Origin of the sequence: Nocardioides marmoriginsengisoli, assembly GCF_003725695.1 — a bacterium.
Lineage (GTDB): Bacteria > Actinomycetota > Actinomycetes > Propionibacteriales > Nocardioidaceae > Marmoricola > Marmoricola marmoriginsengisoli.
The window spans coordinates 20,784-44,520 of record NZ_RJSE01000016.1 but is presented as its reverse complement, the minus strand read 5'-3'; the positions used below and the strand labels follow the sequence as shown (position 1 = coordinate 44,520).

At 68.7% G+C, this 23,737-nt stretch carries 22 protein-coding genes; 12 read left to right on the top strand and 10 right to left on the bottom strand.

What is annotated here, in order from left to right:
• Positions 1-10: 10 nt before the first annotated feature.
• Positions 11-793, bottom strand: a complete 783-nt coding sequence (locus EFK50_RS21525) for a crotonase/enoyl-CoA hydratase family protein (RefSeq protein WP_123229671.1) — start codon at positions 791-793, stop codon at positions 11-13.
• Positions 794-839: 46 nt separating this feature from the next.
• On the opposite strand from EFK50_RS21525, the gene EFK50_RS21520 reads away from it, so the two are divergent.
• Genes EFK50_RS21520 through EFK50_RS21500 form a run of 5 tightly spaced genes read left to right on the top strand, consistent with a single transcriptional unit; the run spans position 840 to position 7,192 of the window.
• Entirely contained in the window at positions 840-2,486 is a 1,647-nt protein-coding gene (locus tag EFK50_RS21520; RefSeq protein ID WP_123229670.1) for an acyl-CoA synthetase, read from the top strand.
• The gene (locus tag EFK50_RS21515; protein WP_123229669.1) at positions 2,486-3,580 is read left to right on the top strand and encodes an NAD(P)H-dependent flavin oxidoreductase; all 1,095 of its coding nucleotides are present in this window, start codon (positions 2,486-2,488) and stop codon (positions 3,578-3,580) included. Before EFK50_RS21520 ends, EFK50_RS21515 begins: the two co-directional genes overlap by 1 nt.
• 9 nt (positions 3,581-3,589) lie before the next feature.
• Positions 3,590-4,192 carry a LysE family translocator gene (locus EFK50_RS21510; RefSeq protein ID WP_123229668.1) on the top strand — a complete coding sequence of 201 codons (603 nt, stop codon included), beginning with the start codon at positions 3,590-3,592 and terminating at the stop codon, positions 4,190-4,192.
• A 40-nt stretch (positions 4,193-4,232) separates the two neighbouring features.
• On the top strand, positions 4,233-5,720 hold the full coding sequence (locus EFK50_RS21505; protein ID WP_123229667.1) for an LVIVD repeat-containing protein: 1,488 nt from the start codon (positions 4,233-4,235) through the stop codon (positions 5,718-5,720).
• A 35-nt stretch (positions 5,721-5,755) separates the two neighbouring features.
• The gene (locus tag EFK50_RS21500) at positions 5,756-7,192 is read left to right on the top strand and encodes an LVIVD repeat-containing protein (RefSeq protein ID WP_123229666.1); all 1,437 of its coding nucleotides are present in this window, start codon (positions 5,756-5,758) and stop codon (positions 7,190-7,192) included.
• Here EFK50_RS21500 and EFK50_RS21495 read toward each other — a convergent pair.
• Genes EFK50_RS21495 through EFK50_RS21485 form a run of 3 tightly spaced genes read right to left on the bottom strand, consistent with a single transcriptional unit; the run spans position 7,183 to position 11,043 of the window.
• Positions 7,183-8,730 (bottom strand): AMP-binding protein, encoded by a 1,548-nt coding sequence (locus tag EFK50_RS21495; RefSeq protein WP_246004279.1) that lies wholly within the window; start codon positions 8,728-8,730, stop codon positions 7,183-7,185. The genes EFK50_RS21500 and EFK50_RS21495 overlap by 10 nt on opposite strands.
• Positions 8,727-9,824: an acyl-CoA dehydrogenase family protein gene (locus tag EFK50_RS21490; protein ID WP_123229664.1), complete on the bottom strand. Its 1,098-nt coding sequence runs from the start codon at positions 9,822-9,824 to the stop codon at positions 8,727-8,729. Before EFK50_RS21490 ends, EFK50_RS21495 begins: the two co-directional genes overlap by 4 nt.
• Before the next feature lie 10 nt (positions 9,825-9,834).
• Entirely contained in the window at positions 9,835-11,043 is a 1,209-nt protein-coding gene (locus EFK50_RS21485) for an acyl-CoA dehydrogenase family protein (RefSeq protein ID WP_123229663.1), read from the bottom strand.
• 106 nt (positions 11,044-11,149) lie between these two features.
• Between EFK50_RS21485 and EFK50_RS21480 the strand changes: the two genes are divergently transcribed.
• Genes EFK50_RS21480 through EFK50_RS21470 form a run of 3 tightly spaced genes read left to right on the top strand, consistent with a single transcriptional unit; the run spans position 11,150 to position 13,697 of the window.
• Positions 11,150-12,310, top strand: a complete 1,161-nt coding sequence (locus EFK50_RS21480; protein WP_123229662.1) for a 3-ketosteroid-9-alpha-monooxygenase, oxygenase component — start codon at positions 11,150-11,152, stop codon at positions 12,308-12,310.
• Positions 12,310-12,612: a hypothetical protein gene (locus EFK50_RS21475; RefSeq protein ID WP_123229661.1), complete on the top strand. Its 303-nt coding sequence runs from the start codon at positions 12,310-12,312 to the stop codon at positions 12,610-12,612. Before EFK50_RS21480 ends, EFK50_RS21475 begins: the two co-directional genes overlap by 1 nt.
• 2 nt (positions 12,613-12,614) lie before the next feature.
• The gene (locus tag EFK50_RS21470) at positions 12,615-13,697 is read left to right on the top strand and encodes a ferredoxin--NADP reductase (protein WP_123229660.1); all 1,083 of its coding nucleotides are present in this window, start codon (positions 12,615-12,617) and stop codon (positions 13,695-13,697) included.
• Here EFK50_RS21470 and pssA read toward each other — a convergent pair.
• The 4 genes from pssA to EFK50_RS21450 are packed head-to-tail and all read right to left on the bottom strand — an operon-like array spanning position 13,685 to position 16,539.
• Entirely contained in the window at positions 13,685-14,650 is a 966-nt protein-coding gene (gene pssA, locus EFK50_RS21465; protein ID WP_123229659.1) for a CDP-diacylglycerol--serine O-phosphatidyltransferase, read from the bottom strand. The two genes, EFK50_RS21470 and pssA, sit on opposite strands and share 13 nt — an antisense overlap.
• The gene (locus EFK50_RS21460; RefSeq protein WP_123229658.1) at positions 14,647-15,300 is read right to left on the bottom strand and encodes a phosphatidylserine decarboxylase; all 654 of its coding nucleotides are present in this window, start codon (positions 15,298-15,300) and stop codon (positions 14,647-14,649) included. Before EFK50_RS21460 ends, pssA begins: the two co-directional genes overlap by 4 nt.
• Positions 15,284-16,063, bottom strand: a complete 780-nt coding sequence (locus EFK50_RS21455; RefSeq protein ID WP_123229657.1) for an SDR family NAD(P)-dependent oxidoreductase — start codon at positions 16,061-16,063, stop codon at positions 15,284-15,286. The genes EFK50_RS21460 and EFK50_RS21455 overlap by 17 nt, the downstream gene beginning before the upstream one ends.
• Before the next feature lie 53 nt (positions 16,064-16,116).
• On the bottom strand, positions 16,117-16,539 hold the full coding sequence (locus EFK50_RS21450; protein WP_183407953.1) for a DMP19 family protein: 423 nt from the start codon (positions 16,537-16,539) through the stop codon (positions 16,117-16,119).
• A 180-nt stretch (positions 16,540-16,719) separates the two neighbouring features.
• On the opposite strand from EFK50_RS21450, the gene EFK50_RS21445 reads away from it, so the two are divergent.
• From EFK50_RS21445 to EFK50_RS21435, 3 genes are all read left to right on the top strand, one after another.
• The gene (locus tag EFK50_RS21445) at positions 16,720-17,949 is read left to right on the top strand and encodes a hypothetical protein (protein WP_123229655.1); all 1,230 of its coding nucleotides are present in this window, start codon (positions 16,720-16,722) and stop codon (positions 17,947-17,949) included.
• A gap of 168 nt (positions 17,950-18,117) precedes the next feature.
• A complete protein-coding gene (locus tag EFK50_RS21440; RefSeq protein ID WP_123229654.1) occupies positions 18,118-18,429 on the top strand; it encodes a hypothetical protein in 312 nt (103 codons plus the stop codon).
• 149 nt (positions 18,430-18,578) lie between these two features.
• Positions 18,579-19,283 carry a hypothetical protein gene (locus EFK50_RS21435; RefSeq protein ID WP_148046254.1) on the top strand — a complete coding sequence of 235 codons (705 nt, stop codon included), beginning with the start codon at positions 18,579-18,581 and terminating at the stop codon, positions 19,281-19,283.
• A gap of 115 nt (positions 19,284-19,398) precedes the next feature.
• On the opposite strand, the gene EFK50_RS21430 is transcribed toward EFK50_RS21435, so the two are convergent.
• The gene (locus EFK50_RS21430) at positions 19,399-20,073 is read right to left on the bottom strand and encodes an MBL fold metallo-hydrolase (RefSeq protein WP_123229652.1); all 675 of its coding nucleotides are present in this window, start codon (positions 20,071-20,073) and stop codon (positions 19,399-19,401) included.
• 4 nt (positions 20,074-20,077) lie between these two features.
• On the bottom strand, positions 20,078-20,734 hold the full coding sequence (locus tag EFK50_RS21425) for a maleylpyruvate isomerase family mycothiol-dependent enzyme (protein WP_123229651.1): 657 nt from the start codon (positions 20,732-20,734) through the stop codon (positions 20,078-20,080).
• A gap of 116 nt (positions 20,735-20,850) precedes the next feature.
• On the opposite strand from EFK50_RS21425, the gene uvrA reads away from it, so the two are divergent.
• Positions 20,851-23,718, top strand: coding sequence for an excinuclease ABC subunit UvrA (gene uvrA, locus EFK50_RS21420; protein ID WP_123229650.1), 2,868 nt, complete (start codon positions 20,851-20,853; stop codon positions 23,716-23,718).
• Positions 23,719-23,737 lie beyond the last annotated feature (19 nt).

The window sequence follows — 23,737 nt, the reverse complement described above, 5'->3', positions numbered from 1 at the left end:
CTACGGTGGATCAGCGACCGGTGAAGTTCGCCGGCCGCTTCTCCAGGAACGCCCGCGGGCCCTCCTTGGCGTCGTCGGACTTGAAGACCTCGGCGCCGACCTTGGCGTCGTCGGCCCAGCAGTCGTCCTCGTGCTTGCCCTCGGAGTCGCGCATCGTCTTCAGGATCGCCTGAACCGCCAGCGGACCGTTGGCGCAGATCATGTCGGCGAGCTCGTGAGCCTTCGCCAGCGCCGACCCGTCCGGCACCACGTGCCCGATCAGGCCGAGCTCCTTGGCCTCGGGCGCCAGCAGCGTCCGGCCGGTCAGCAGCAGCTCGGCAGCCACGGTGTACGGGATCTGCCGGGGGAGCCGTACGGCGGAGCCGCCGAGCGGGTAGAGCGACCAGCGGGCCTCCGCCACGCCGAACTTGGCCGACTCGCCGGCGATCCGGATGTCGGTGCCCTGGAGGATCTCGGTGCCCCCGGCGATCGCGGGGCCCTCGACGGCGGCGATCAGCGGCTTGGTCAGCCGGAAGCCCTTGAGCAGGCCCTTGAGGATGGTCGGGTCGAACTCGCCGGACTCGAAGCTGTCGCCCGGCGGCTTCTCGTTCGCGGTGCTCAGGTCCATGCCGGCGCAGAAGTAGCCGCCGGCGCCGGTGAGGATGCAGACCCGGATCTCGGGGTCGGAATTCACCCGGTCCCAGGCGTCCTCCATGATCCGCAGCATCTCCGAGGAGAGTGCGTTGCGGCGCTCGGGCCGGTTCATGGTCACGACCAGCTTGTGGCCGTCGAGTTCTACGAGGCAGTCCGTCATGCGAGGAATGCTAGCCGTAAACGAGAACGTGTTCTAGTATCGCGCCATGGCCTTGAACATCGCTGACCTCTTCGAGCACGCCGTCGACGCGGCCCCCGACAACCCCGCCGTGAAGGTGGGTGAGCGGACGGTGACGTACGCCGAGCTGGAGGCCGAGTCGAACAAGCTCGCGCACTACCTCCAGGCCCAGGGCGTCCAGCCGGGCCAGCACGTCGCCGTCTACGCGAAGAACAGCATCGAGCACGTCGTCGCCGTGCTCGCGATCGTGAAGATCCGCGCGGTCAACATCAACGTCAACTACCGGTACGTCGAGGGCGAGCTCAACTACCTCTTCGAGAACGCCGACGTGGTCGCGCTGATCGTCGAGCGCACCTACGCCCCGCTGGTCGCCAAGACCAAGCCGAACCACCCGAAGCTCCAGACCGTGGTCGTCGTCCCGGACGTGATCGAGCCCGACGACCAGTCGGACATCAGCGCCTTCGACGGCGTCCTGTACGCCGACGCGATCGCGGGCCAGAGTGCCGAGCGCGACTTCGCCGAGCGCAGCGCCGACGACCTGCACATCATCTACACCGGCGGCACCACCGGCTTCCCCAAGGGCGTCATGTGGCGCCACGAGGACTTCTGGCGGACCCTCGGCGGCGGCATCGACTTCTACACCGGCGAGAAGCTGGACGAGTTCGACCAGTCGAAGCAGGCGGCGCAGGACGGCCGGATGACGACGTTCCCGCTCAGCCCGCTGATGCACGGCGGGGCCCAGGCCGGCCTGCTGATGCACCTGTTCGCCGGCCACCTGACGATCCTGGAGCCGAAGTTCGACGCGCAGCGCACCTGGGAGATCATCGACGAGAACGGCGTGATGCTGATCTTCATGACCGGTGACGCGATGGCCCGTCCGCTGATCGAGGAGTTCGAGCGCAAGGCCGCCACCGACGCGCCGTACACGGGCGCCAGCCTGTTCGCGGTCTCCAGCAGCGCCGCGATCTTCTCCCCGGAGGTCAAGGAGCGCTGGATCGAGGCGCTTCCGAACCCGGTCTACACCGACTCGGTCGGCGCCAGTGAGACCGGCTTCCAGGGCATGGGCATGCAGGACAAGGCGCACATCTCCAGCGACGGCCCGGTCGTCGGCCTCGGCCCCAACAGCGTCGTCCTGGACGAGCAGAACAACATCCTCGACCTGGCCACCAACGTCGGCAAGGTCGGTCGCCTGGGTCGCGGCGGCTCGGTGCCGATCGGCTACTACAAGGACGAGAAGAAGTCCGCGGAGACGTTCCTGATCGTCGACGGCACCCGGATCTCGGTGCCCGGCGACTTCGCGCGGATCGAGGAGGAGGGCCGGGTCACGCTGCTCGGTCGCGGCTCCAACTGCGTGAACACCGGCGGCGAGAAGGTGTACCCCGAGGAGGTCGAGATGGCGATCAAGCGCCACCCGGCCGTGTACGACGTCCTCGTCGTCGGCATCCCGGACGAGAAGTTCGGCCAGGCCGTCGCCGCGGTGATCCAGCCGCGCGAGGGCGAGACCGTCGAGCTGGGGGAGCTGCGCGACTTCCTGCGCGAGTTCCTCTCCGGCTACAAGCTGCCGCGGACCATCACCCTGGTCCCGGAGATCCCGCGCAACGCCACCGGCAAGGCGCAGTACCCGCGTGCCAAGGAACTCCTGCTGGCCGCCCAGAACGAAGGAGCCGCGCTCTGATGCGCACCGAACTCTGCGAACGGCTCGGTATCGAGTACCCGATCTTCGCGTTCACACCGTCCGAGAAGGTCGCTGCGGCCGTGTCGCGCGCCGGGGGTCTGGGGGTCCTCGGAGCGGTCCGGTTCAACGACGCCAGCGAGCTCGACGAGACGCTGACCTGGATGGACGAGAACACCGACGGGAAGCCGTACGGGGTCGACATCGTGATGCCGATGAAGATCCCCACCGAGGGCAAGTCGGTGGACCTCAAGGCGATGATTCCCGAGGACCACATCTCGTTCGTGGAGCAGACCCTGCTCAAGCTCGGTGTCCCGCCGCTCCCGGAGGGCGAGGGCCGCGAGGGCGTGCTCGGCTGGCTGCACAGCACCGCCCGGAGCCACGTGGACGTGGCGCTCAACCACCGCCCGGTGCTGATCGCCAACGCCCTCGGCACCCCGCCGAACGACGTGATCGAGCAGGCCCACGAGCACGGTGTCCTGGTCGCCGCGCTGGCAGGCGCCGCGAAGCACGCCGCGAGCCACGTCGCCAACGGCGTCGACATCATCGTGTCCCAGGGCTACGAGGCGGGCGGCCACACCGGCGAGATCGCCAGCATGGTGCTGACCCCCGAGATCGTGGACGCGGTCGACGTACCGGTCCTCGCTGCCGGCGGTATCGGTTGCGGCCGTCAGGTCGCGGCGTCGCTGGCGCTCGGCGCCCAGGGCGTCTGGACCGGCAGCCTGTGGCTGACCGTCGAGGAGTACGACCTCGGCCAGAGCGACGCCATCCAGCGTGCGCTGCTGAAGGCCAGCTCGGCCGACACCGTCCGCAGCCGCGTCTACACCGGCAAGCCGGCCCGGCTGCTCAAGAACAAGTGGACCAACGCGTGGGAGGAGGAGGGTGCTCCGGCGCCGCTCCCGATGCCGCTGCAGAACCTGCTGGTCTCCGACGCGCACAACCGGATGAGCAACGCCGACGACCCGGACGTGGTCGCGATGCCCGCCGGTCAGATCATCGGCCGGACCAACGAGGTGAAGCCGGTCGCCCAGGTGATGGCCGAGCTGATCTCCGAGTACGAGGAAACTGTGGCGCGCCTGGAGAAGATCCGGGGTTAACCTTCTCGGGTGCTGGTCTCGTTCCTCGCCTTCGCCGGCGCCGCGACCCTGATCGTCCTGCTCCCCGGGCCGGACACCCTGGTCGTGGTGCGCAGCATCCTGCGCGGGGGACGCCGGCAGGGCATCTTGACTGCGCTCGGCAACCTGGTCGGCCTGACCATCTGGGTGACCGCGGCGGCGGCCGGGATCGCGGCGCTGCTGCGGGCCAGCGAGATCGGCTACTCGGCGCTGCGGATCGTCGGTGCCTGCTACCTGGTCTACCTGGGCATCCAGGCCTGGCGGACCCGCGGGACCACGACGCAGACCGAGGGGAAGGCCCTCCTGGGCAGCGGCTTCAAGGCCGGCATCCTGACCAACCTGCTCAACCCCAAGGTGGGCGTCTTCTTCGTGACGTTCCTGCCCGGGTTCGTGCCGGCGGGTGCCTCGGTGGGGCTGATGACGATCGCCTTCGGCGCGATCTTCGTGGCGATCACCGCGTTGTACTGGCTGATCCTGCTCGCGCTCGCGGGCAAGGTCACCGCGTGGATGAACACGCCGAAGATCCGCCGCCGCCTCGACGTCGCCACGGCTGGTGTCCTGGTCGCGTTCGGGGTCCGCCTCGCCACGGAGTGAGACGCGGACAAAAGGCGACGTTCTGCCCTACAGTCCCCTCATGGTCCTCCCGAACGCCTCCGCTCAGCGCGCTGCCGCCGTACGCCGCCTCCTCGCCGTAGCCGCGGTACTGCTCGCCCTGGTCGGCGGCTGGGCGATGAGCGGCAGCGCGGCCCCCGCCCTGTCCACGGCGCCGGTCCCGAAGGCCAAGTGCGGCCCGGGCTCGCTGCCCGAGACCTCGACGCAGGGCCGGGTGCCGACCGCGGACTACCGGTCCGGCCGGGTGAAGAAGGGCTACCTCTGCAACACCCGGCAGATCGGGCACCAGGGCAGCTCGGGCGGGTTCAAGACGCTGCGCTACACCGACTCGAAGGGACGCACCTGCGCGTTCTACGACTCGACGCTGACGGTCCCGCGCGACGTCGTCTCGAACACACTCTCCGGTGACGGCCTCGGCGTCGTCGTCCTGGACATGACCAACCCGGCGAAGCCGAAGAAGACCGCGAACCTGGTCTCGGTCGGCATGCTGAGCCCGCACGAGTCGCTGCTGGTCAACCAGAAGCGCGGCCTGCTGGTGGGCGTGATGGGCACCGCGGTGACGGCGCCCGGCATCCTCGACGTGTACGACGTCAAGACCGACTGCCGCAAGCCGCGCCTGCTCTCGAGCTCGCTGAGCGGCATCCTCGGCCACGAGAGCGGCTTCTCGCCGGACGGGAAGACCTACTACGTCGCAGGCGTCCTGGGCACCTTCACCGCCGTCGACCTGACCAACCCGAAGAAGCCGAAGGTCGTCTACAAGACCGGTGGCGTCGTCTACCACGGCCTCCGGCTCTCCGACGACGGCCGGACCATGTACGTCGCTAACATCGGCCAGGTCGGACCGGCGGGGATCAGCGGTGCCGGGCTGCGGATCATCGACGTCAGTCAGATCCAGGACCGCAAGCCGAACCCGAAGGCGCGGATCCTCTCGACGATCACCTGGCCCAACGCCTCGATCCCGCAGGTGGCCGAGCCGTTCGTGAGCAAGGGCCACAAGTACGTGTTCGAGGTCGACGAGTTCGTCGACCTGTTCAGCTTCAAGGGGCTCTCCAACCTGGTGCACTCGCCGGTCGGCGCCGCCCGGATCATCAACGTCGACGACCCGAAGCACCCGCGGGTGGTCAGCAACATCCGGTTGAAGGTGCACGAGCCGGACCAGCGCGGGGGAGCGCAGAAGAACGACCCGATGGCCTGGTTCCCCGCGCAGGGGTACGCCGCGCACTACTGCGGGATGCCGACGCGGAACAACCCGAAGATCGCCGGCTGCTCGATGATCCTGTCGGGCCTGCGGCTCTTCGACATCCGCGACGTGAAGCGCCCGAAGGAGGTCGGCTACTTCAACAAGCCGGTCCCCAGGATCAACAAGGCCGCCCTGGTGCCCGCGATCGGTGCCTACGCGATGTCCCAGCCCGCCTGGGACCTGAAGCGCAACGAGGTCTGGTACACCGACACCAACTCGGGCTTCTACGTCGTCCGGCTGACCAACGGGATCCAGAAGCTGCTGCACTAGACGTAGCGCGGTCAGGCGTGGGTCGTTGAACCGGCATGCGCCGACTGATCCTCGTCCTGACCGCCTGCCTGGCCCTCGGCACCGGGTGGGCGCTCACCGGCACCTCCACGGCCGCGGAGGACGACGTCCCGACTGCGGCCGTCCCGGTCGCCGACTGCGGTCCCGGCTCACGCCCCGAGACCGGCATCCAGGGACGGGTTCCGAGAGCCGACTACGACTCCGGCCGCGCCCTGCAGGGCTACACCTGCAACACCGAGCAGACGGCCCACCAGGGCAAGAACGGCGGCTTCAAGACGCTGCGCTACACGGACTCCCAGGGTCAGACCTGCGCGTTCTACGACTCCTCGGCGCTGACCTCGCCGGACGCGCTGCTGGCGAACACCTTCAACGGCGCCGGCAACGGTGTGGTCGTCCTGGACATGACCGACCCCGCGCACCCGGTGAAGACCGCGAACCTGATCTCGCTGGCGATGCTCAACCCGCACGAGTCGCTGCTGGTCAACCAGGAGCGGGGTCTGCTCGTCGGAGTCCTGGGCACCGCGGCGACCGCGCCCGGCGTCCTGGACGTGTACGACGTGAAGACGAACTGCCGCAAGCCCAAGCTGCTCAGCAGCACGCTGACCGGCATCCTCGGCCACGAGACCGGGTTCGCGCCCGACGGCAAGACCCTCTACGTCTCCAGCACCGTCTTCACGCTGGTCGCGATCGACCTGACCAACCCGAAGCTGCCGAAGACGATCTTCGTCCAGCCCAACGTCCAGTACCACGGGATGCGGCTCTCCGCCGACGGCCGGACCCTGTACGCCGCCCACATCGGCGTCCCGAGCACGGGTCTGATCACCGGCGGCGGGCTCCGCATCCTCGACGTCAGCCAGATCCAGGACCGGGTCCGGAACCCGAAGGCTCCGGTGCTGGCCACGATGACCTGGCGGGGCTCGTCGATCCCGCAGGTGGCCGAGCCGTTCACCCGGGACGGACACCAGTACCTGCTGGAGATCGACGAGTTCGTCGACATCTTCTCGTTCAAGGGCCTGCTCGACCTGAAGAACTCCCCGGTCGGCGCCGCCCGGATCATCAACGTCGACGACCCGCAGCACCCGTACCTGGTCTCCAACATCCGGCTCAAGGTGCACGAGCCCGCCGTGCACTCCGGTGAGGCGAGCAAGGACCCGGGGACGGCCAGCCCGCTCGGCGGGTACGCCGGCCACTACTGCTCGATGCCGACCCGGGACAACCCGGACATCGCCGGCTGCTCGATGATCCTGTCCGGCCTGAGGCTCTTCGACATCCGCGACGTCGAGCACCCGAAGGAGGTCGGCTACTTCAACATGCCGACCAAGTCCGGCGGGTCGGCCTTCTCGCAGCCCGCCTGGGACCCCGCGAACGACGCGGTCTGGTACACCGACACCGGATCAGGGTTCTACAACGTGCGCCTCAAGAACGGGATCGAGAACCTGCTCCCTCAGGAGTAGGTCCGACCGCGCGGGTCCCGGGTCCACGTCGGCTCCAGCGGCCGGTCCTGCAACGAGCGCTTGAGCACCTTGTTGGTGGCGGTCCGAGGAAGCTCGGGGAGCACCTGGACGAACCGGGGCCAGGCCTTCGTCCCGAGGTCACTCTGAGCCTCCAGGAACTCCGAGAACGCCGCCGGCGTGAGCGGCCCGGAAACCACCAGAGCAGCAACCAGCTGGTCCCCGGACGAGGGATCCGGTACGGCGTACACGGCCGCTTCCGAGATCAGCGGGTGCCGCAGCAGGATCCGCTCGATCGGGGCCGCTGCCAGGTTCTCCCCGTCCACCCGCAACCAGTCCGCGGTCCGTCCGGCGAAGTACACCCAGCCGTCGGCGTCCCGGTAGGCGAGGTCGCCGCTCCAGTACATCCCGCCGCGCATCCGCTCGGCGGTCGCGGCCTCGTCGTTGTAGTAGCCGGCGAACTGCCCCATGCCCTGGGTGTTCACCAGCTCACCCACGCACTCCTCCAGATTGGTCACGACGCCGGACGCATCGAACACGGCCGGCGGGCACTCGACCCCGGTCGAGGACGAGTAGACGGCCACCCCGGGCCCCGGCTGGCCGAGCGACCCCGGGGGAGTGCCCTCCACCCGGCTGACCACGACGGCGTTCTCGGTGGATCCGAACCCGTCGACCACCCGGCACCCGAAGCGTTCCGAGAAGGCTGCCGTGTCCCGATCCCCGGCCTCGTTCCCGAACACGAGCCGCAGCGGGTTGACGGCGTCATCCGGCAAGGCCGGCGTGGCCAGGATGTAGGCCAGCGGCTTCCCGACGTAGTTCGCGTACGTCGCGCCGTACCGCCGTACGTCGTCCAGGAAGCCGGACGCCGAGAAGCGAGCCAGCGCGACGCAGGCCCCGGTCGTCAGTGCCGGCCCCCAGCCCGCCATCACCGAGTTCGAGTGGAACAGCGGCATCGACACGTAGTGCACGTCGGAGCCGACCAGCCCGAGCTTCTCGGTGAGGTACTGACCGGGGAAGGTGATCTTCGCGTGCGTGATCCGGACGGCCTTCGGCTCGCCGCTGGTGCCGGAGGTGAAGATCAGCATGAAGAGCGACTCGGGAGTCGGAACGGTCGTGACGGTTTCGGAAGGACCGGAGGACCAGTCGTAGGACGACGCGGAGATGACGGTCACGCCGTCCAGCGCCAGCCCGTCGAGCAACCCGGCGAACGCGTCCTCGACCACGATCACCTGGACGTCCGCCCGCCGGATGTCGGCGAGCAGCGCGTCCCCGCGCCGGGTCGTGTTCAACCCGACGACGACGTGCCCGCCCAGACCGGCGGCGGCCAGCTGGAACGCCATCTCCGGCGTGTTCTCCAGCAGCACCCCGACGTGCGGCGGTCGAGCGGGATCCAGCACCCCGCGAAGCGCGGCGGCGCGAGACCGGGCGACGGCGACGTACTCCCGCCACGACCAGCGGCGGTCGCCCGCGGCCAGCCCGGGGGAGTCGTCCTCCGCCCGGGCTTCGAGCAGCGTGCGAACCGTGGGTTCGGACAAGGTCACACAGGCGAGGCGGCCAGCAGCGCGCCGATCCGCCGCGCCTGGTCCGTCGTACCGCCGAGCAGGAACTCGCCGAGCTTGCCGGTGGTGAAGTACCGGTGCGCCTCGCCGTCCATGTCGATGCCGACGCCACCGTGCACGTGCACGGTGGTGTGCGCGATCTTGTGGCCGGTGTCGGCCGCCCAGAGCTTCGCGCTGGCGATCTCGGTCGCCGCGTCGAGGCCCTCCTCGAGCCGCCAGGCGGCCTGCCAGAGCATCAGATCGCTACCGAGGACGTCGATGTAGCCGTCCGCGAGCCGCTGCGAGACGGCCTGGAACGTGCCGATCGGGCGGCCGAACTGCTCCCGGGTCTTCGCGTACGCCGCGGTCAGGTCGAGCGCGCCGCGCACCACCCCGAGCTCGTACGCCGAAGCGGCGAGCGTGAGCCGCTGCTCCAGCCACTCGGCAACCCCGGTTCCGACCGAACCGAGCAAGGTGCCGGCAGCGTCAGCGAGCTCGAGCCGGGCGACCTGCGCCCCGTCGCTCACCTTCTGCGGCGTGACCGTGACACCGGCAGTACCGGGCTCGACCAGGAACACGCCGACGCCGTCGGCGGTGCTCGCCGGTACCAGGAACAGCGAGGCGACGGTCCCGGACGGAACCACGCTCTTCACGCCCGTCAGGGTCCACCCGTCACCGGCAGCGGTGGCCACGGTCGACGGCGAGGCCGGCACGTGCTCGCGCTCCTCCGCGACCGCGGCGGTCAGCACCAGCGAGCCGGAGACGGCGCCGGGCAGCCATGCCCCCTGGACCTCGGCCGAGCCGAACTCGGCCAGCGCCAGCGCGGACGGCAGGTGCGAGGTCAGCGGCACCGGCGCGACCAGGCGTCCGGCCTCGACCAGCACCGAGCAGAGCTCGAGCAGGCCCAAGCCGGCTCCGCCCGCGGACTCGGGAAGCGAGAGCCCGAGCAGCCCCGCGTCGCCGAGCTTGCTCCACAGCTCCTGGTCGAACCGGCCCCGGTCGGCGACCTTGAGCCGCTCCGGGGTGCATTCGTTCTTGAAGATCGAGGCGGCGAGGTCCGCGGCGTCGGTCTGGGTCTCGGTGAAGGAGAAGTCCATGTCTGTGTCCTTAGCGCTTGGCGGCCGGAAGGCCGAGCCCGACGTAGCCGATGATGTCGCGCTGGATCTCGTTGGTGCCGCCACCGAACGTCATCACCAGCGCGGACCGGAAGAACCGCTCGAGCCGACCGCGGAGGATCGCGCCGGCCGAGTCGCCGTTGACGATCGCGTCCGGTCCGACGATCTCCATCAGGGACCGGTAGACCTCGGTGGCGAGCTCGGAGCCGTAGATCTTGGTCGCCGACGCGTGCGCCGGGGACAGGTCGTCGGCGGAGGTCGCGAGCTTCCAGTTGAGCAGCTTGAGCATGTCGACCCGGGCGTGCGCCCGGCCGAGCAGCACCTGCACCCACTGCGCGTCGATGACCCGAGTGCCGTCCGGGTTCTTGGTGTTCTGGGCCCACTCGCGCACCTGCGCCACCGAGTGCATCAGCGGCGCGGCCGAGGTCAGCGCGACCCGCTCGTGGTTGAGCTGGTTGGTCATCAGCGCCCAGCCGCCGTTGAGCCCGCCGACGAGGTTCTCCTCGGGGACGCGGACGTCCTCGTAGTAGGTCGCCGACGTGCCGACGCCGGCAACGGTGTGCACCGGCGTGTAGGAGAAGCCCTTGGCATCCGCGGGCACCAGGATCATCGACAGGCCCTTGTGCCGGGGCAGGTCGGGATCGGTGCGGGCCGCGAGCCAGATGTAGTCGGCGTACTGGATCAGCGACGTCCACATCTTCTGGCCGTTGATCACCCACTCGCCGTTCTCCAGCCGGGCCTTCGTCTGGAGCGACGCCAGGTCGGTCCCGGAGCCCGGCTCCGAGTAGCCGATCGAGAAGTGCATCTCACCGCGAAGGATCTTCGGGAGGATCTCCTCCTTCTGGGCGTCGGTGCCGAAGCGCATGATCGTCGGTCCGACCGTGTTCAGCGTCAGGTAGGGGATCGGGACGCCGGCGATGGCGGCCTCGTCGGTGAAGATCAGCTGCTCGATCATCGAGCGGTTCTGGCCGCCGTACTCCTCGGGCCAGCCGATTCCGAGCCAGCCGTCGTGGCCGATCTGCTTGATCACGTCCTTGTAGACGGTGGCGTCGCCGAACTCGCCCATCACGTCGCCGGTCTCCTTGAACTCGCTGGTCGCGACGGAGAGACCGGCCCGCACCTTGTCGGTCACGAGCTGGGCGAAGTAGTCGCGCAGCTCGGCGCGCAGCGCCTCGTGCTCCTCATTGAGTGCGATCTTCATGAAGACATCCCCATACTGGTCGGAAGGACTGGATTAGCTGCGGCCAAAACTATAACCTGTTCTTGTTTTACGCCAGAGATCGCCGCACAACCGCCGGAGGTTCACCATGAGCACTGCTACCGATACCCGCGCTCTCGACCAGGGTGTCGCCCCCAGCCGGTACGCCCGCGGGTGGCACTGCCTGGGCCTCGCGGACTCGTTCCGGGACGGCAAGCCGCACGCGGTCCGCGCGTTCGAGGGCAAGATCGTCGTCTGGCAGGACAGCCAGGGGAACCTGAACGCCCTCGACGGCTACTGCCGGCACATGGGCGGCGACCTCACCCAGGGCGAGGTCAAGGGCGACGAGATCGCCTGCCCGTTCCACGACTGGCGCTGGGGCGGCGACGGCAAGTGCAAGGCGATCCCGTACGCGCGCCGGATCCCGCTGCGCGCGAAGACCCAGCGCTACGAGACCGCGATCCGCAACGACGCGCTCTTCATCTGGTTCGACCCCGAGGGCTCGCCGGCCGACCACTCGATCCTCCCGTACGAGCTCCCCGGCCTGGCCGACGGCGAGTACAGCGACTGGAGCTGGAACGTCACCGAGATCGAGGGCTCCAACTGCCGCGAGCTGATCGACAACGTCGTGGACATGGCGCACTTCTACTACGTGCACTTCTCGTTCCCGACCAGCTTCCGCAACGTCTTCGAGGGCCACATCGCGACCCAGTACATGGAGTCGACCGGGCGTCCCGACAAGGCGGAGGGCTACGGCACCGGTGACAACGACCTGTTCCTGAAGTCGGAGGCCACCTACTACGGGCCGTCGTACATGATCAACTGGCTCTGGGTCGACTACAAGGGCTTCAAGACCGAGGTCATCCTGATCAACACCCACATCGCGACCGGCCCGGACTCGTTCACGCTGTCCTACGGCCTGACCGTCAAGAAGCCCGAGGGCCTCGACGACAAGACGATCGCGTTCATCGCCGAGAAGTACACGAAGATGTTCGGCGAGGGCTTCCTCCAGGACGTGCACATCTGGAAGAACAAGGTTCCCGTCCAGAACCCGCTGCTCTGCGAGGAGGACGGCCCGGTCTACCAGCTGCGCCGGTGGTACGAGCAGTTCTACGTCGACCAGGCCGACATCGCGCCGGAGATGGTGGAGCGGTTCGAGTTCGAGGTCGACACCACCAAGGCCAACGAGTTCTGGCACGAGGAGGTCGCCGAGAACCTCGCCAAGAAGGCCGAGGCCGACGCGGCTGCCGGGCACCCGGCGCACCACTGATGGTCAGCTTCGCCCCGACGTCGCCCGACACGATCGAGGACCAGCGGCTCTACACCCAGGCGCGGCTGACCGAGGTCGCCTGCCTGGACTGCCTCGCCAAGGTCCGGGTCAAGAAGAACAGCGACCACCACACGTCGATCCAGTGGGACGCCGAGTCCCTGGGCCACTGCGCCGAGTTCAATCGCGCCGCGTCCCAACCCGAGGGACGGCCCGTGCGGGCCGGTTGCTCACGACTACGCTCCTCCATCGAGCAGGCCGTCAAGGACGGCGTCATCGAGGTCGGGGCAGAGGATGGCTACTGAACATGGCAGTTGAGTCGTACGTGCTCAAGGTCGCCGAGGTCATCGAGGAGACGAACGACGCCAAGTCGGTCGCCTTCGAGGTGCCCGACGACCTTCAGGAGCGCTTCGCCTACACCCCGGGGCAGTTCCTGACGGTGGCGGTTCCGAGCGACCAGACCGGCCTGGCAGCCCGTTGCTACTCGCTCTCCAGCAGCCCGCACAGCGGTCGCCACCAGATCACCGTGAAGCGGACCGCCGATGGCTACGCGTCCAACTGGATCTGCGACAACCTCAAGGCCGGCGACACGATGCGGCTGCTGCCGCCGAGCGGGATCTTCACGCCGAAGGACATCAACGCCGACCTGCTCCTGTGGGGCGGCGGCTCCGGGATCACCCCGGTGATCTCGATCGCCCGTACGGCGCTGGAGAAGGGCTCCGGCAAGGTCGTGCTCTTCTACGCCAACCGGGACGAGACCTCGGTGATCTTCGCCGCCGAGCTGCGCGAGCTGGTCGCCGAGCACCCTGACCGGTTCACGGTCGTGCACTGGCTCGAAAGCGTCCAGGGCCTGCCGACCCAGGAGGGCCTGAAGCAGTTCGCGACCTACTTCGCGGACTACACCAGCTTCTGCTGCGGACCGGCGCCGTTCATGAAGGCGGTCGCCACCGCGCTCAAGGAGCTGGAGATCCCGCGGGACCGCCGGCACCAGGAGAAGTTCGTCTCCCTCGGCGGCAACCCGTTCGGTGACGTCGAGGAGGTCCTCGCCGCCCAGAAGATCCTGGCCGAGGCCGACGACGGTGAGGAAGCCGGCGAAGCCGCCTTTGCGGGACCGGTCAGTATCGAGGTCGAGCTGGACGGCAACCACTACGCCTTCGACGACTGGGACGGCAAGCAGGTGCTGCTCGAGTTCCTGGAGAGCAAGGGCGTCGACGCGCCGTTCAGCTGCCGCGAGGGCAACTGCAGCTCGTGCGCCTGCATCGTGCTCGATGGCGACATCTCGATGAAGCACAACGACGTCCTGGACGCCGAGGACCTCGCTGACGGCATCCGGCTGACCTGCCAGGCGCTGCCGCTGACCGAGACGCTGAAGATCAGCTACAACGGCTGACAGTCGTCGTCGACGTCGGAGTCGACATCGCTGTCGACGTCCGGGTCGGTGTCCGAGTCGTCGTGCAGCGGCAGGAACACCGACTGCTGCTTGACCCGCGGCGGCGCCACCGAGTCGGGGCCGAAGATGCGGCGCCGCAGTGGCGCGGTGATCACGCCGAACGGCGCGGTCAGCACGTACGAGTACGCGACCACCAGCATCGTCGCGGCCGGCACGAAGGCCAGCCCAGCGAGGAACGCCACCACGATCACGCCGGTGACGACCCGCGCCTGCTGGGTCTGCGGGGAGACCAGGTTGCGGAACGAGCGGAACCGGACGGTGCTCACCATCAGCAGTGCCGGGACGACGCTGATCACGACCGGGAGCAGCAGGGACGGGCCGACGCTGTCCTCGCGCAGGTCGAGTGCGAAGACGGTGGCGATCACCACGGCCGCAGCACCCGGACTCGGCATCCCGATGAAGTAGCGCTTGTCCGCGTGCGGGTCGATGGTGAAGTTGAAGCGCGCCAGCCGGAACGCCGCACAGGCCAACCAGAAGTACGCCGCCACCCAGGCGATCACCGGCCACTCGGGGAGCACCCAGGTGTAGACCAGCACGGCCGGGGCCAGGCCGAAGGAGATCAGGTCGGCGAGCGAGTCCAGCTGGACGCCGAACGGGGACGTGGCGCCGACCAGGCGGGCGACCGCGCCGTCGGCGACATCCATGAAGATCGCCACCGTCATCAGGATCGCGGCCCAGTGGCTGTGGTCGTTGAAGGCCAGCGGTACGGCGGAGAAGCCGCACGCCATGTTGGCGGCCGTGAAGATGCTCGGTGCGGTGACGCGCAGTCGTTCCTTGGCGGGCAGCTGACGCAGCGAGACGACCTCGGCGCCGGAGTGCGAGGCGATCCGGAAGCGTCGCCGCCGGAGGAGCCGGCGGCGAGGCCTGCCCGCCGAAGGTTGGTGAGCGCTCATCGCCATCGTCCGAGGACGGTCTCCCCGGCCACGGTCCGGTCACCGGCCTTGACCGCGAGCTCCACCCCGGGCGGCACGAAGACGTCCATCCGGGACCCGAACTTCATCAGCCCGATCCGGTCGCCGGTACGCAGCACGTCCCCGGCCTTGACCCGGGTCACCACCCGGCGGGCCACCAGCCCGACGATCTGCCGGAAGATCACCGACCGGGTCTCGCCGCCGACGGTGTGCGACAGCGTGATGTCCGAGCGCTCGTTCTCGAAGGCGCTCTCGAACTTGTACGCCGCGTGCCACTTGCCTGGGCGGTACGTCACGTCGGTGACGGTGCCGCTGTACGGCGTCCGGTTGATGTGCACGTCGAAGACGGACAGGAAGATGCTGATCTGCTGCCAGTCACCCGGAGGGGCGACGCCGTCCTGCCCGGGCCCGGCGTGCATCACCTTGCCGTCGGCAGGCGCGAGCACCAGGTCGTCGGCGACCGGCGTGCTGTCGATCGGGCGGACAGGGTCGCGGAAGAACGCGACGATCCCCACTGGCAGCGCGGCGAGCGCGAGCGCCGTACGACGACGGCCGGTGAGCGCAGCCAGCAGGGCCGGAACGGCTCCGACTGCGGCCGCGGGCCAGGCTTCGCGATCAATGGTTACCGGCATGGGACCCCACGATGTCAGCAGCACCGGCGCGGCGCTGGGCGGCGGCGTTGAGGCCGGGAGCGAGCGATCCGAGTCGAGCGCCGATCCGGAGCTCGATCGGCGCGACCAGGACCTCGCCCTTGTTCTTGGTGATCGCGCGGGCGACGCCGGCCGCGACCTTCTCCGGGGTGACGGTCCGGGTGCCCGCGGGGAGCACCATGCCGCTGTCGACGAACATGCCGGCGTCGCTGACGAAGCCCGGCTCGATGTTCGAGACGCCGACGCCGGTGCCGTGCAGGTCCTGGCGCAGGGCCGCGGTGAAGCCGCGCACGCCGAACTTGGTGGCGTTGTAGAGCGCACTGCCCGGGGAGGCGACCACGCCGGAGAGCGAGCCGATGAAGGCGAGGTGGCCGGACTTCCGCTCGACGAGCTGGGGGAGCAGCGCCTTGGCGAGCATGATCGGGGCGCGCAGGTTGACGTCCAGGTTGGCGTCGATCCGCTCGACGCTCATGTCGGCGAGCAGTCCGGTGCCCGGGAGTGCGGCGTTCGCGACCAGTACGTCGATCCGGCCGGCCTCCTCGAGCAGGCGGTCCAGCGCGGCGGCGTCACCGAGGTCGGCAACGATGCTCCGAGCTCCGAGCTCCGCGGCCAGGGGCGCCAGCACGTCGGCCTTGCGCCCGGTGAGGATCAGCTGCGCCCCGTCGGCCTTGAGACGACGAGCGATGGCGTGCCCGATCCCGCCGGTGGCGCCGGTCAGCAAGACCGTCGCTCCGTTGAGCTTCACGTGGTCTCCGTTCAGTCAGCGCGCCTTGCAGGCGTGGATTTCTCCGCCTGAACCTATCCGAAGAACGCGTCCCGGGTGGCCCAGACGTACTCGTCCAAGACCGCGTCCACGGACTGGTCGTCCTCGAGGTCGGCGAAGACCGAGTCGAGGTCGCGGAAGTCGTCCGAGGGGTCGCGGTCGACGGCAGCCGAGATGAGCACCTGCCAGGCGTGCCCGATCAGCGACGCCGCGGCTTGCGCGTCGAGGGCTCTGTCGCGGCCGACGTTGCCCAGGTAGCCACCGAAACCGTCGGCACTCACGTCGCGGCGCAGCGTCCCGAGTGCGAGCACGATGTGCTGGTCCGGGGACAGTGCGTCGTACGACGACGGCTCGGCGGCGATGGTCGTCGCCAGGTGCTCGAACACGTACCGGAACGAGCCGGTCGCGGAGGCAGGCGCGGGGAGGAGGAAGGGGTCCACCCGGTCATCTTCGCTCATCTCGGGCGTTAGGCGAGGTTGCCGCGTACCTCGAAGCCGACGTCGTGCTCCCGGTACGGGTCGCCCCGGCACGCGAACCGGACGAGCCGGACGAGTGGGACGAGAGTGGCACGCATTCGGGACCCGGACGGCCCCCGCACACCGTTGCCGTCGCAGCTGGCGACGTGTGACGGTTGGGGCATGAAGCGATCACTGATCCTGGTGGCGGCTCTGGTCCTCACCTCCTTGCAGCTGATGACCGCGCAGCCCGGATCGGCAGCGGCGGGCGGCGACGCCGTGGTCGTGGTGAAGACCTTGACGATCGGGACCGGGAACCTCCAGGGGATGACCACGGTGATGTGCCCCGCCGGGATGCGGGCGACCGGCGGTGGTGCCGCACCGGCACCGCCCGAGTCCCTGACGGTCGACCTGTACCGAGTGTTCTACTCCGCGCCCGTGGACGCGACCGGTACTGCCTCGGCGACCGACGCTGGCGACCTGCCGAGGGGGTGGCAGGTGACCGTGGCGAACTACGGCTCGCAGCCGCAGGGGTTCAAGGCGTTCGTGATCTGCTCGGCGAACTCCGACGCCGTTCTCGCATCGGCGCAGCCGGGTGGCACCGGCACGCTGAGCGTCGCGGTCCCGTGCCCGGCCGGGTCGCGCGCGATCGGTGGTGGGGTCGGCAAGATCAGTGACGACTTGATTCCGGGAAACACGGTCCCCGGCGCGCTCTACCAGACCGGTCCGGTCGATGCGACGCTCGGCTTCGCCGAGACCCAGAACGGCGACGTGGCGATCGGGTGGCGGACCGTGGTGGAATCGACCTCCGCGTACGGCGACAGATTCTTCGCGGTCTGTTCCGCTCGTTCGGACGGCGTCGTCCGTGCTGTCAGCTACACCCTGCCGATGGTCGACAACGCAGCCGGTGGCGCCGCCGTGGCGTGTCCAGCCGGACGGCGGGCGCTCTCGGGTGGGCAGGGCACCGACGGAGCCCATGACCCGCAGGACCGGGTCGCCCTGATGGGCCCGTTCACCTCGCCCGCCGACCTCAACGCGGTCGCCTCCGGTCGCGTGGCTCGCGGGTGGTCGGCGTACGGGCAGACGTCGAGCGCCCAGGTGCGCACGAACCGGGTCTTCGCGATCTGCGCCTCCGACACCGTGATTGCTCCCAAGACGCCGCCCGGCACCAAGATCACCTCGGCGAAGGTACGACGCGCGAAGCACCAGGCTCGGTTCACGTTCCGCGGGCTCGGCGCGACCACCCGTTTCCAGTGCAAGCTGGTGAAGGGGAACCGGGCCGCGGCGTTCAAGGCCTGCGCGTCGGGCAAGACCTACAAGCACCTGGGTCGCGGCAAGTACAAGTTCTACGTACGGGCCATCGGCCCCGGCGGTACTGACCGGACGCCTGCCACCTACCGGTTCCGGATCTGAGCCTAGGGAACCAGCATCGACCGGCTGGCGTCAGACCGATGACTAGGACCTTGACGCAACCGGAGTCGCGAGATGAGAACTGCCTGCTGGTGGGCGATCCTGCCGCTCCTCCTGCTGACAGGGTGTAGTCGGGGTGTCGGGCCTGGTGATCCCTCGGGAACGGGGAGCGTGATCCGGGAGACGCTGTTGCTCGCGTGGACCGACGCGGCGGTCAGTGCTGATGGTCGCTCGGTGTCCGTGGACTACCTGGGCGGAGCCTGTGAGGAGAGTTCGCGAACGATCCTCGACGAACAACCCGCCTCGGTGGCCCTGACCGTTGTCGTCGTCAACTCCTACAAGTCCGACCGCCCGTGCACCGCGGTGGGCATCACGCGAACGATCTCAGCGACGCTCCGTGCCCCGCTCAGCGACCGGCAACTGACCGACGGACGATGCGATCACCGGGAGCTTGGAACCGTCGTCGACTCCGCCACCTGCTGAACTCGCTGGATGCGCCTGCAAACGGAGGTCTGCGCGCGTCTCATTCGCTGTCGAAACCCGAGTTCGTGGCTGACGACTACGGAGGCACGTACTCGGTGTTGGTTGTGCTGAACTCCCGACAGAACACTGACTATGCGGGATCCTCAACCATGGACAACGAACTGCGCCAGACCATCGAACGGCTCGAAGCTGAAATCGAAGCGCTGAAGAGCGACCGCATCCCCACGGTCGATCGGGCATCCAAGCGGCGCGACAGACGTCAAATCGTCGCTGGGTTGGCGCTCTTCGTCGTCGCGGTCATGGTCGGCGGAACCGTGTCAGCATCTGCCCTGTCCGGTATCAACACCGTCGACTCGGGCGACATCAAGAACGGCCAAGTCAAGTCCGCCGACATCGGCACCGAACAGGTCTACGGCAATGACATCAAGAACGGGGCAGTTGCGTCCGCCGACGTCGCCGACAACTCCCTGACCGGAACTGACATCAAGGAAAGTGCCCTGTCCATACCTGGCAGCGCCATCATCGACAACGCAATCACCGGCGCGAGGGTCGCGGATGGTTCGTTGACCGGCGCCGACCTTGGTGCAGGGACGGTGACCTCCAGCGAACTGGGAACCATCACCACGCGCAACGGCACCGCTACCGTCATTACCGGAAACTCCAACACCGCTTACGCATTGTGCTTGAGCGGAGAAACAGCGATCGGCGGAGGATTCCAGAACAACGCCTACGGAGGTTTGCACGCGGCAGCGTCGCACATGATGGTCGGCGCCAACGGTTGGCAAGCCACCGCTTACAACGCCTCTCAGAACGCCACGGGCATCACCGCTTACGTCTACTGCCTGGCGCCCTGACCAGCACCCTCGCGTCACCACATCCCCCGAGGTCTGATCGGAGACCTCGGAATCTGGGGTTACGCAGGACATGCGTCCGGATCTGCCGCGATCCGAGCGCAAGTCCGAACAGTTCTTACCAGCCGCGCTCGCGCCACTCCGCGAGCTGAGGCCGCTCGACGCCGAGCGTCGAGTCGTTCCCGTGCCCCGGGTAGAACCAGGTTTCGTCCGGCAGCGTGCCGAAGATCTTGGCCTCGACGTCGTTGATCAGGCTCACGAAGGCGTCGGCGTCTCCGAAGGTGTTGCCCACTCCGCCCGGGAAGAGGCTGTCTCCGGTCCAAAGGTGCGGCGTTCCGTCCGGGTCGTCGTACTTGAGCGCGATGGAGCCAGGAGTGTGGCCGACGATGTGGATGACCTCGAGGCGGATCTCGCCGAACTCCACGACGTCCCCCTGGCGGACCGCGTCGTCGACCTGGGTGCCGGTCTGCTCGGTGATCGCGGCGGCGTCGGGCTCGCCGGCAACGGTGACGGCTCCCGTGGCGGCGACGACGTCGCTGAGAGCGCGGTGGTGGTCCCAGTGCTGGTGGGTGGTGATCACCTTGGTCGCGCCGGCCGGGCCGAGGAGCGCGAGCAGGGTGGGGGCGTCATCGGCCGCGTCGATCAGCACCTGCTCGTCCGTTGCCCGGCAGCGCAGCACGTAGCAGTTGTTCGACATCGTGTCGTCGACCGCGACCTTGGTGATGATCAGGCGGCTGAGCTCGCGGACCTCGGGGGTGCCGCCGGGGGTCACGTTGCCGGTGTACGTCGTCATGGGGTCAGCCTAGGTCGGGCAGGTCGCCGGTGAGGCCCTCGCCCCGACCCCGGCCGGTCAGCCACCAGCCCAGGTCGGCCGCGGTCCCCTGGGTGGTCGGTGTCCCGGATCCCCAGGTGCGGCCCAGGTCGGTCGCCAGTACGGCGAACGCGCGATCCTTGATCGCGTGGTCGAGGAGCGCTTCGCAGAAGTCGCTCGGCCAGTCCTGCCGGGTGTAGGCGAGACCCAGGTCGGCGTGGTGGATCTCGACCTCGCGCCGCCGGGCCCCCACCAGGAACCGGGCCGGCCACTCCGGGCCCTCGGGAACGCGCAGCACGGTTCCCTCCCAGATCTCGTCAGGAAGTTCCTCGGCGACGTTGCGGAAGTGCTGGGTGGCGGCGAAGAAGCGCTCCCGGATGACACCGTGGTCCTGGACCGCCAACTCCTCGATGCCGGCGTCCCGGGCTTCCTCGGAGGGGTAGATCGGGCGCGGCTCACCCTCGGCGAGGGCTTCGAGCGCACCGGCGAAGCCTTCGGCGTTCAGCGCCAGGTGGGCGACGACGTGCGCCCGGGTCCAGCCGGGGAGGAGGGACGCACCGGCCCATTCGGCGTCGGTGAGGGAATCGACCGTGCGTACGACGCGTTGGTCGGAGCGGTGCAGGGCCTCGAGTTCGTCAGGCATGGCCCCAGTCTGCCCCCGGTCCGCGCGGAATGCTGTCGGTGCGGCGTGCCATCCTTGTGCGGCGGTACCCGCCGGGGTTAACTGATGCGAACAGATGTTCGAAAGATGGGAATTTCGTGATCGACCAGCTCGTCATCCGTGGCGCACGTGAGCACAACCTCAAAGACGTCTCGCTCGACCTCCCGCGCGATGCCCTGATCGTGTTCACCGGCCTGTCCGGCTCCGGCAAGTCCTCGCTCGCGTTCGACACCATCTTCGCCGAGGGCCAACGCCGGTACGTCGAGTCGCTGTCGGCGTACGCGCGCCAGTTCCTGGGCCAGATGGACAAGCCCGACGTCGACTTCATCGAAGGTCTCTCGCCGGCGGTCTCGATCGACCAGAAGTCCACCTCGAAGAACCCGCGCTCGACCGTCGGCACGATCACCGAGGTCTACGACTACCTCCGGTTGCTCTACGCCCGGGCGGGTCGCCCGCACTGCCCCGTCTGCGGTTCGGCGATCGAGCGGCAGACGCCGCAGCAGATCGTCGACCGGATCCTGCAGCTCGAGGAGGGCACCCGGTTCCAGGTGCTCGCGCCGGTCATCCGGGGGCGCAAGGGCGAGTACATCGAACTCTTCCGCTCCCTGCAGTCCCAGGGATTCTCGCGGGCCCGGGTGAACGGCGAGACGTACCAGCTGGACGAGCCTCCCAAGCTCGACAAGCAGAAGAAGCACACCATCGAGGTGGTCGTGGACCGGTTGGCCGCGAAGGCTTCGTCGAAGCGACGGCTCACCGACTCCGTGGAGACGGCACTGAGCCTCGCGTCGGGGCTGGTCGTGTTCGACTTCGTCGATCTCGACGCCAAGGACCCCGGTCGGGAGATGAAGTTCTCCGAGCGGATGGCCTGCCCGAACGAGCACGACATCGACACCGACGAGCTCGAGCCGCGCTCGTTCTCGTTCAACTCGCCGTTCGGCGCCTGCCCGACCTGCAGCGGTCTGGGCACCCGGATGGAGGTCGACCCGGAGCTGATCATCGCGGACCCGGACGCTTCGCTCGGCGAGGGCGTGATCGGCCCCTGGTCGGGCGCGCACGTCGCGGACTACTTCTCGCGGCTGCTGGAGGCGCTCGGGCTGGAGCTCGGCTTCACCATGGAGACGCCGTGGAAGAAGATCCCGAAGAAGGCGCAGGCCGCGATCCTCGACGGGCACCCGACCAAGGTGCACGTCAAGCACGTCAACCGGTACGGACGCGAGCGCTCCTACTACACGAACTTCGAGGGTGTCCGGCCGTACATCGAGCGCCGGCACAAGGAAGCCGAGTCCGACACGAGCCGGGAGCGCTTCGAGGGCTTCATGCGCGAGGTGCCGTGCCCCGCGTGCTCCGGGTCGCGGCTCAAGCCGGTGTCGATGTCGGTGACGCTGGGCGACCGCGACGCCGGCGGCAAGAACATCGCGCAGGTCTGTGCGCTGCCGATCAACGAGGCGGCCGACTTCCTCAACGCGGTCCAGCTCTCGGTGCGGGAGAAGCAGATCGCCGAGCGGGTGCTCAAGGAGATCCAGGAGCGGCTCCGGTTCCTGCTGGACGTCGGTCTCGACTACCTGTCGCTGGACCGGCCGTCGGGGACGTTGTCGGGCGGCGAGGCGCAGCGGATCCGGCTGGCCACCCAGATCGGCGCCGGCCTGGTCGGCGTCCTCTACGTCCTCGACGAGCCGAGCATCGGCCTGCACCAGCGGGACAACCAGCGGCTGATCGAGACCCTCGTCCGGCTCAAGGACCTCGGCAACACCCTGATCGTCGTGGAGCACGACGAGGACACCATCATGACCGCGGACTGGGTCGTCGACATCGGTCCCGGAGCCGGCGAGCACGGGGGACAGGTGGTGCACTCCGGCACCGTCAAGCAGCTCCTCAAGCACCGCGACTCCGAGACCGGGATGTACCTGTCGGGCCGCAAGGCGATCCCGTTGCCCGAGGTGCGCCGCCCGCGCACCAAGGGCCGCTCGCTGGTCGTGCACGGCGCCCGGGAGAACAACCTGAAGGACATCGACGTGGAGTTCCCGCTGGGGCTCTTCGTGGCGGTCACCGGTGTCTCCGGTTCGGGCAAGTCGACCCTGGTCAACGACATCCTCTACACGTCGCTCTCCAAGCAGATCTACAACGCCCGCACGGTTCCCGGCCGGCACACCAAGATCACCGGCACCGAGCACGTCGACAAGGTCATCCACGTCGACCAGTCCCCGATCGGGCGGACGCCGCGGTCCAATCCGGCGACGTACACCGGCGTCTTCGACCACGTCCGCAAGCTGTTCGCGTCGACGCCCGAGGCGAAGATGCGCGGCTACCTCCAGGGCCGGTTCTCGTTCAACGTCAAGGGCGGCCGCTGCGAAGCGTGCGCCGGTGACGGCACCATCAAGATCGAGATGAACTTCCTGCCGGACGTCTACGTGCCGTGCGAGGTCTGCCACGGGGCGCGGTACAACCGCGAGACCCTCGAGGTGCACTACAAGGGCAAGACCATCGCCGACGTGCTGGACATGCCGATCGAGGAGGCCGTCGAGTTCTTCGCGGCGATCCCCGCGATCAGCCGGCACCTCAAGACCCTCCTCGAGGTCGGACTCGGCTACGTGCGGCTCGGCCAGCCGGCGACGACGCTCTCGGGCGGTGAGGCGCAGCGGGTCAAGCTGGCCTCCGAGCTGCAGAAGCGGTCGACCGGGCGCACCGTGTACGTCCTGGACGAGCCCACCACCGGTCTGCACTTCGAGGACATCCGCAAGCTGCTGCTGGTCCTCGGGCGGCTGGTCGACCAGGGCAACACCGTGCTGGTGATCGAGCACAATCTCGACGTGATCAAGACCTCGGACTGGATCGTCGACATGGGGCCCTCGGGCGGCAACCGGGGCGGGACGGTCGTGGCGACCGGCACCCCCGAGGACGTGGCCGGAGTGAAGGAGAGCTTCACCGGGGAGTTCCTGAAGCCGTTGCTCGAGGGTCGCCGCCGGTAGCCTCGCAATTTTGCTTTCA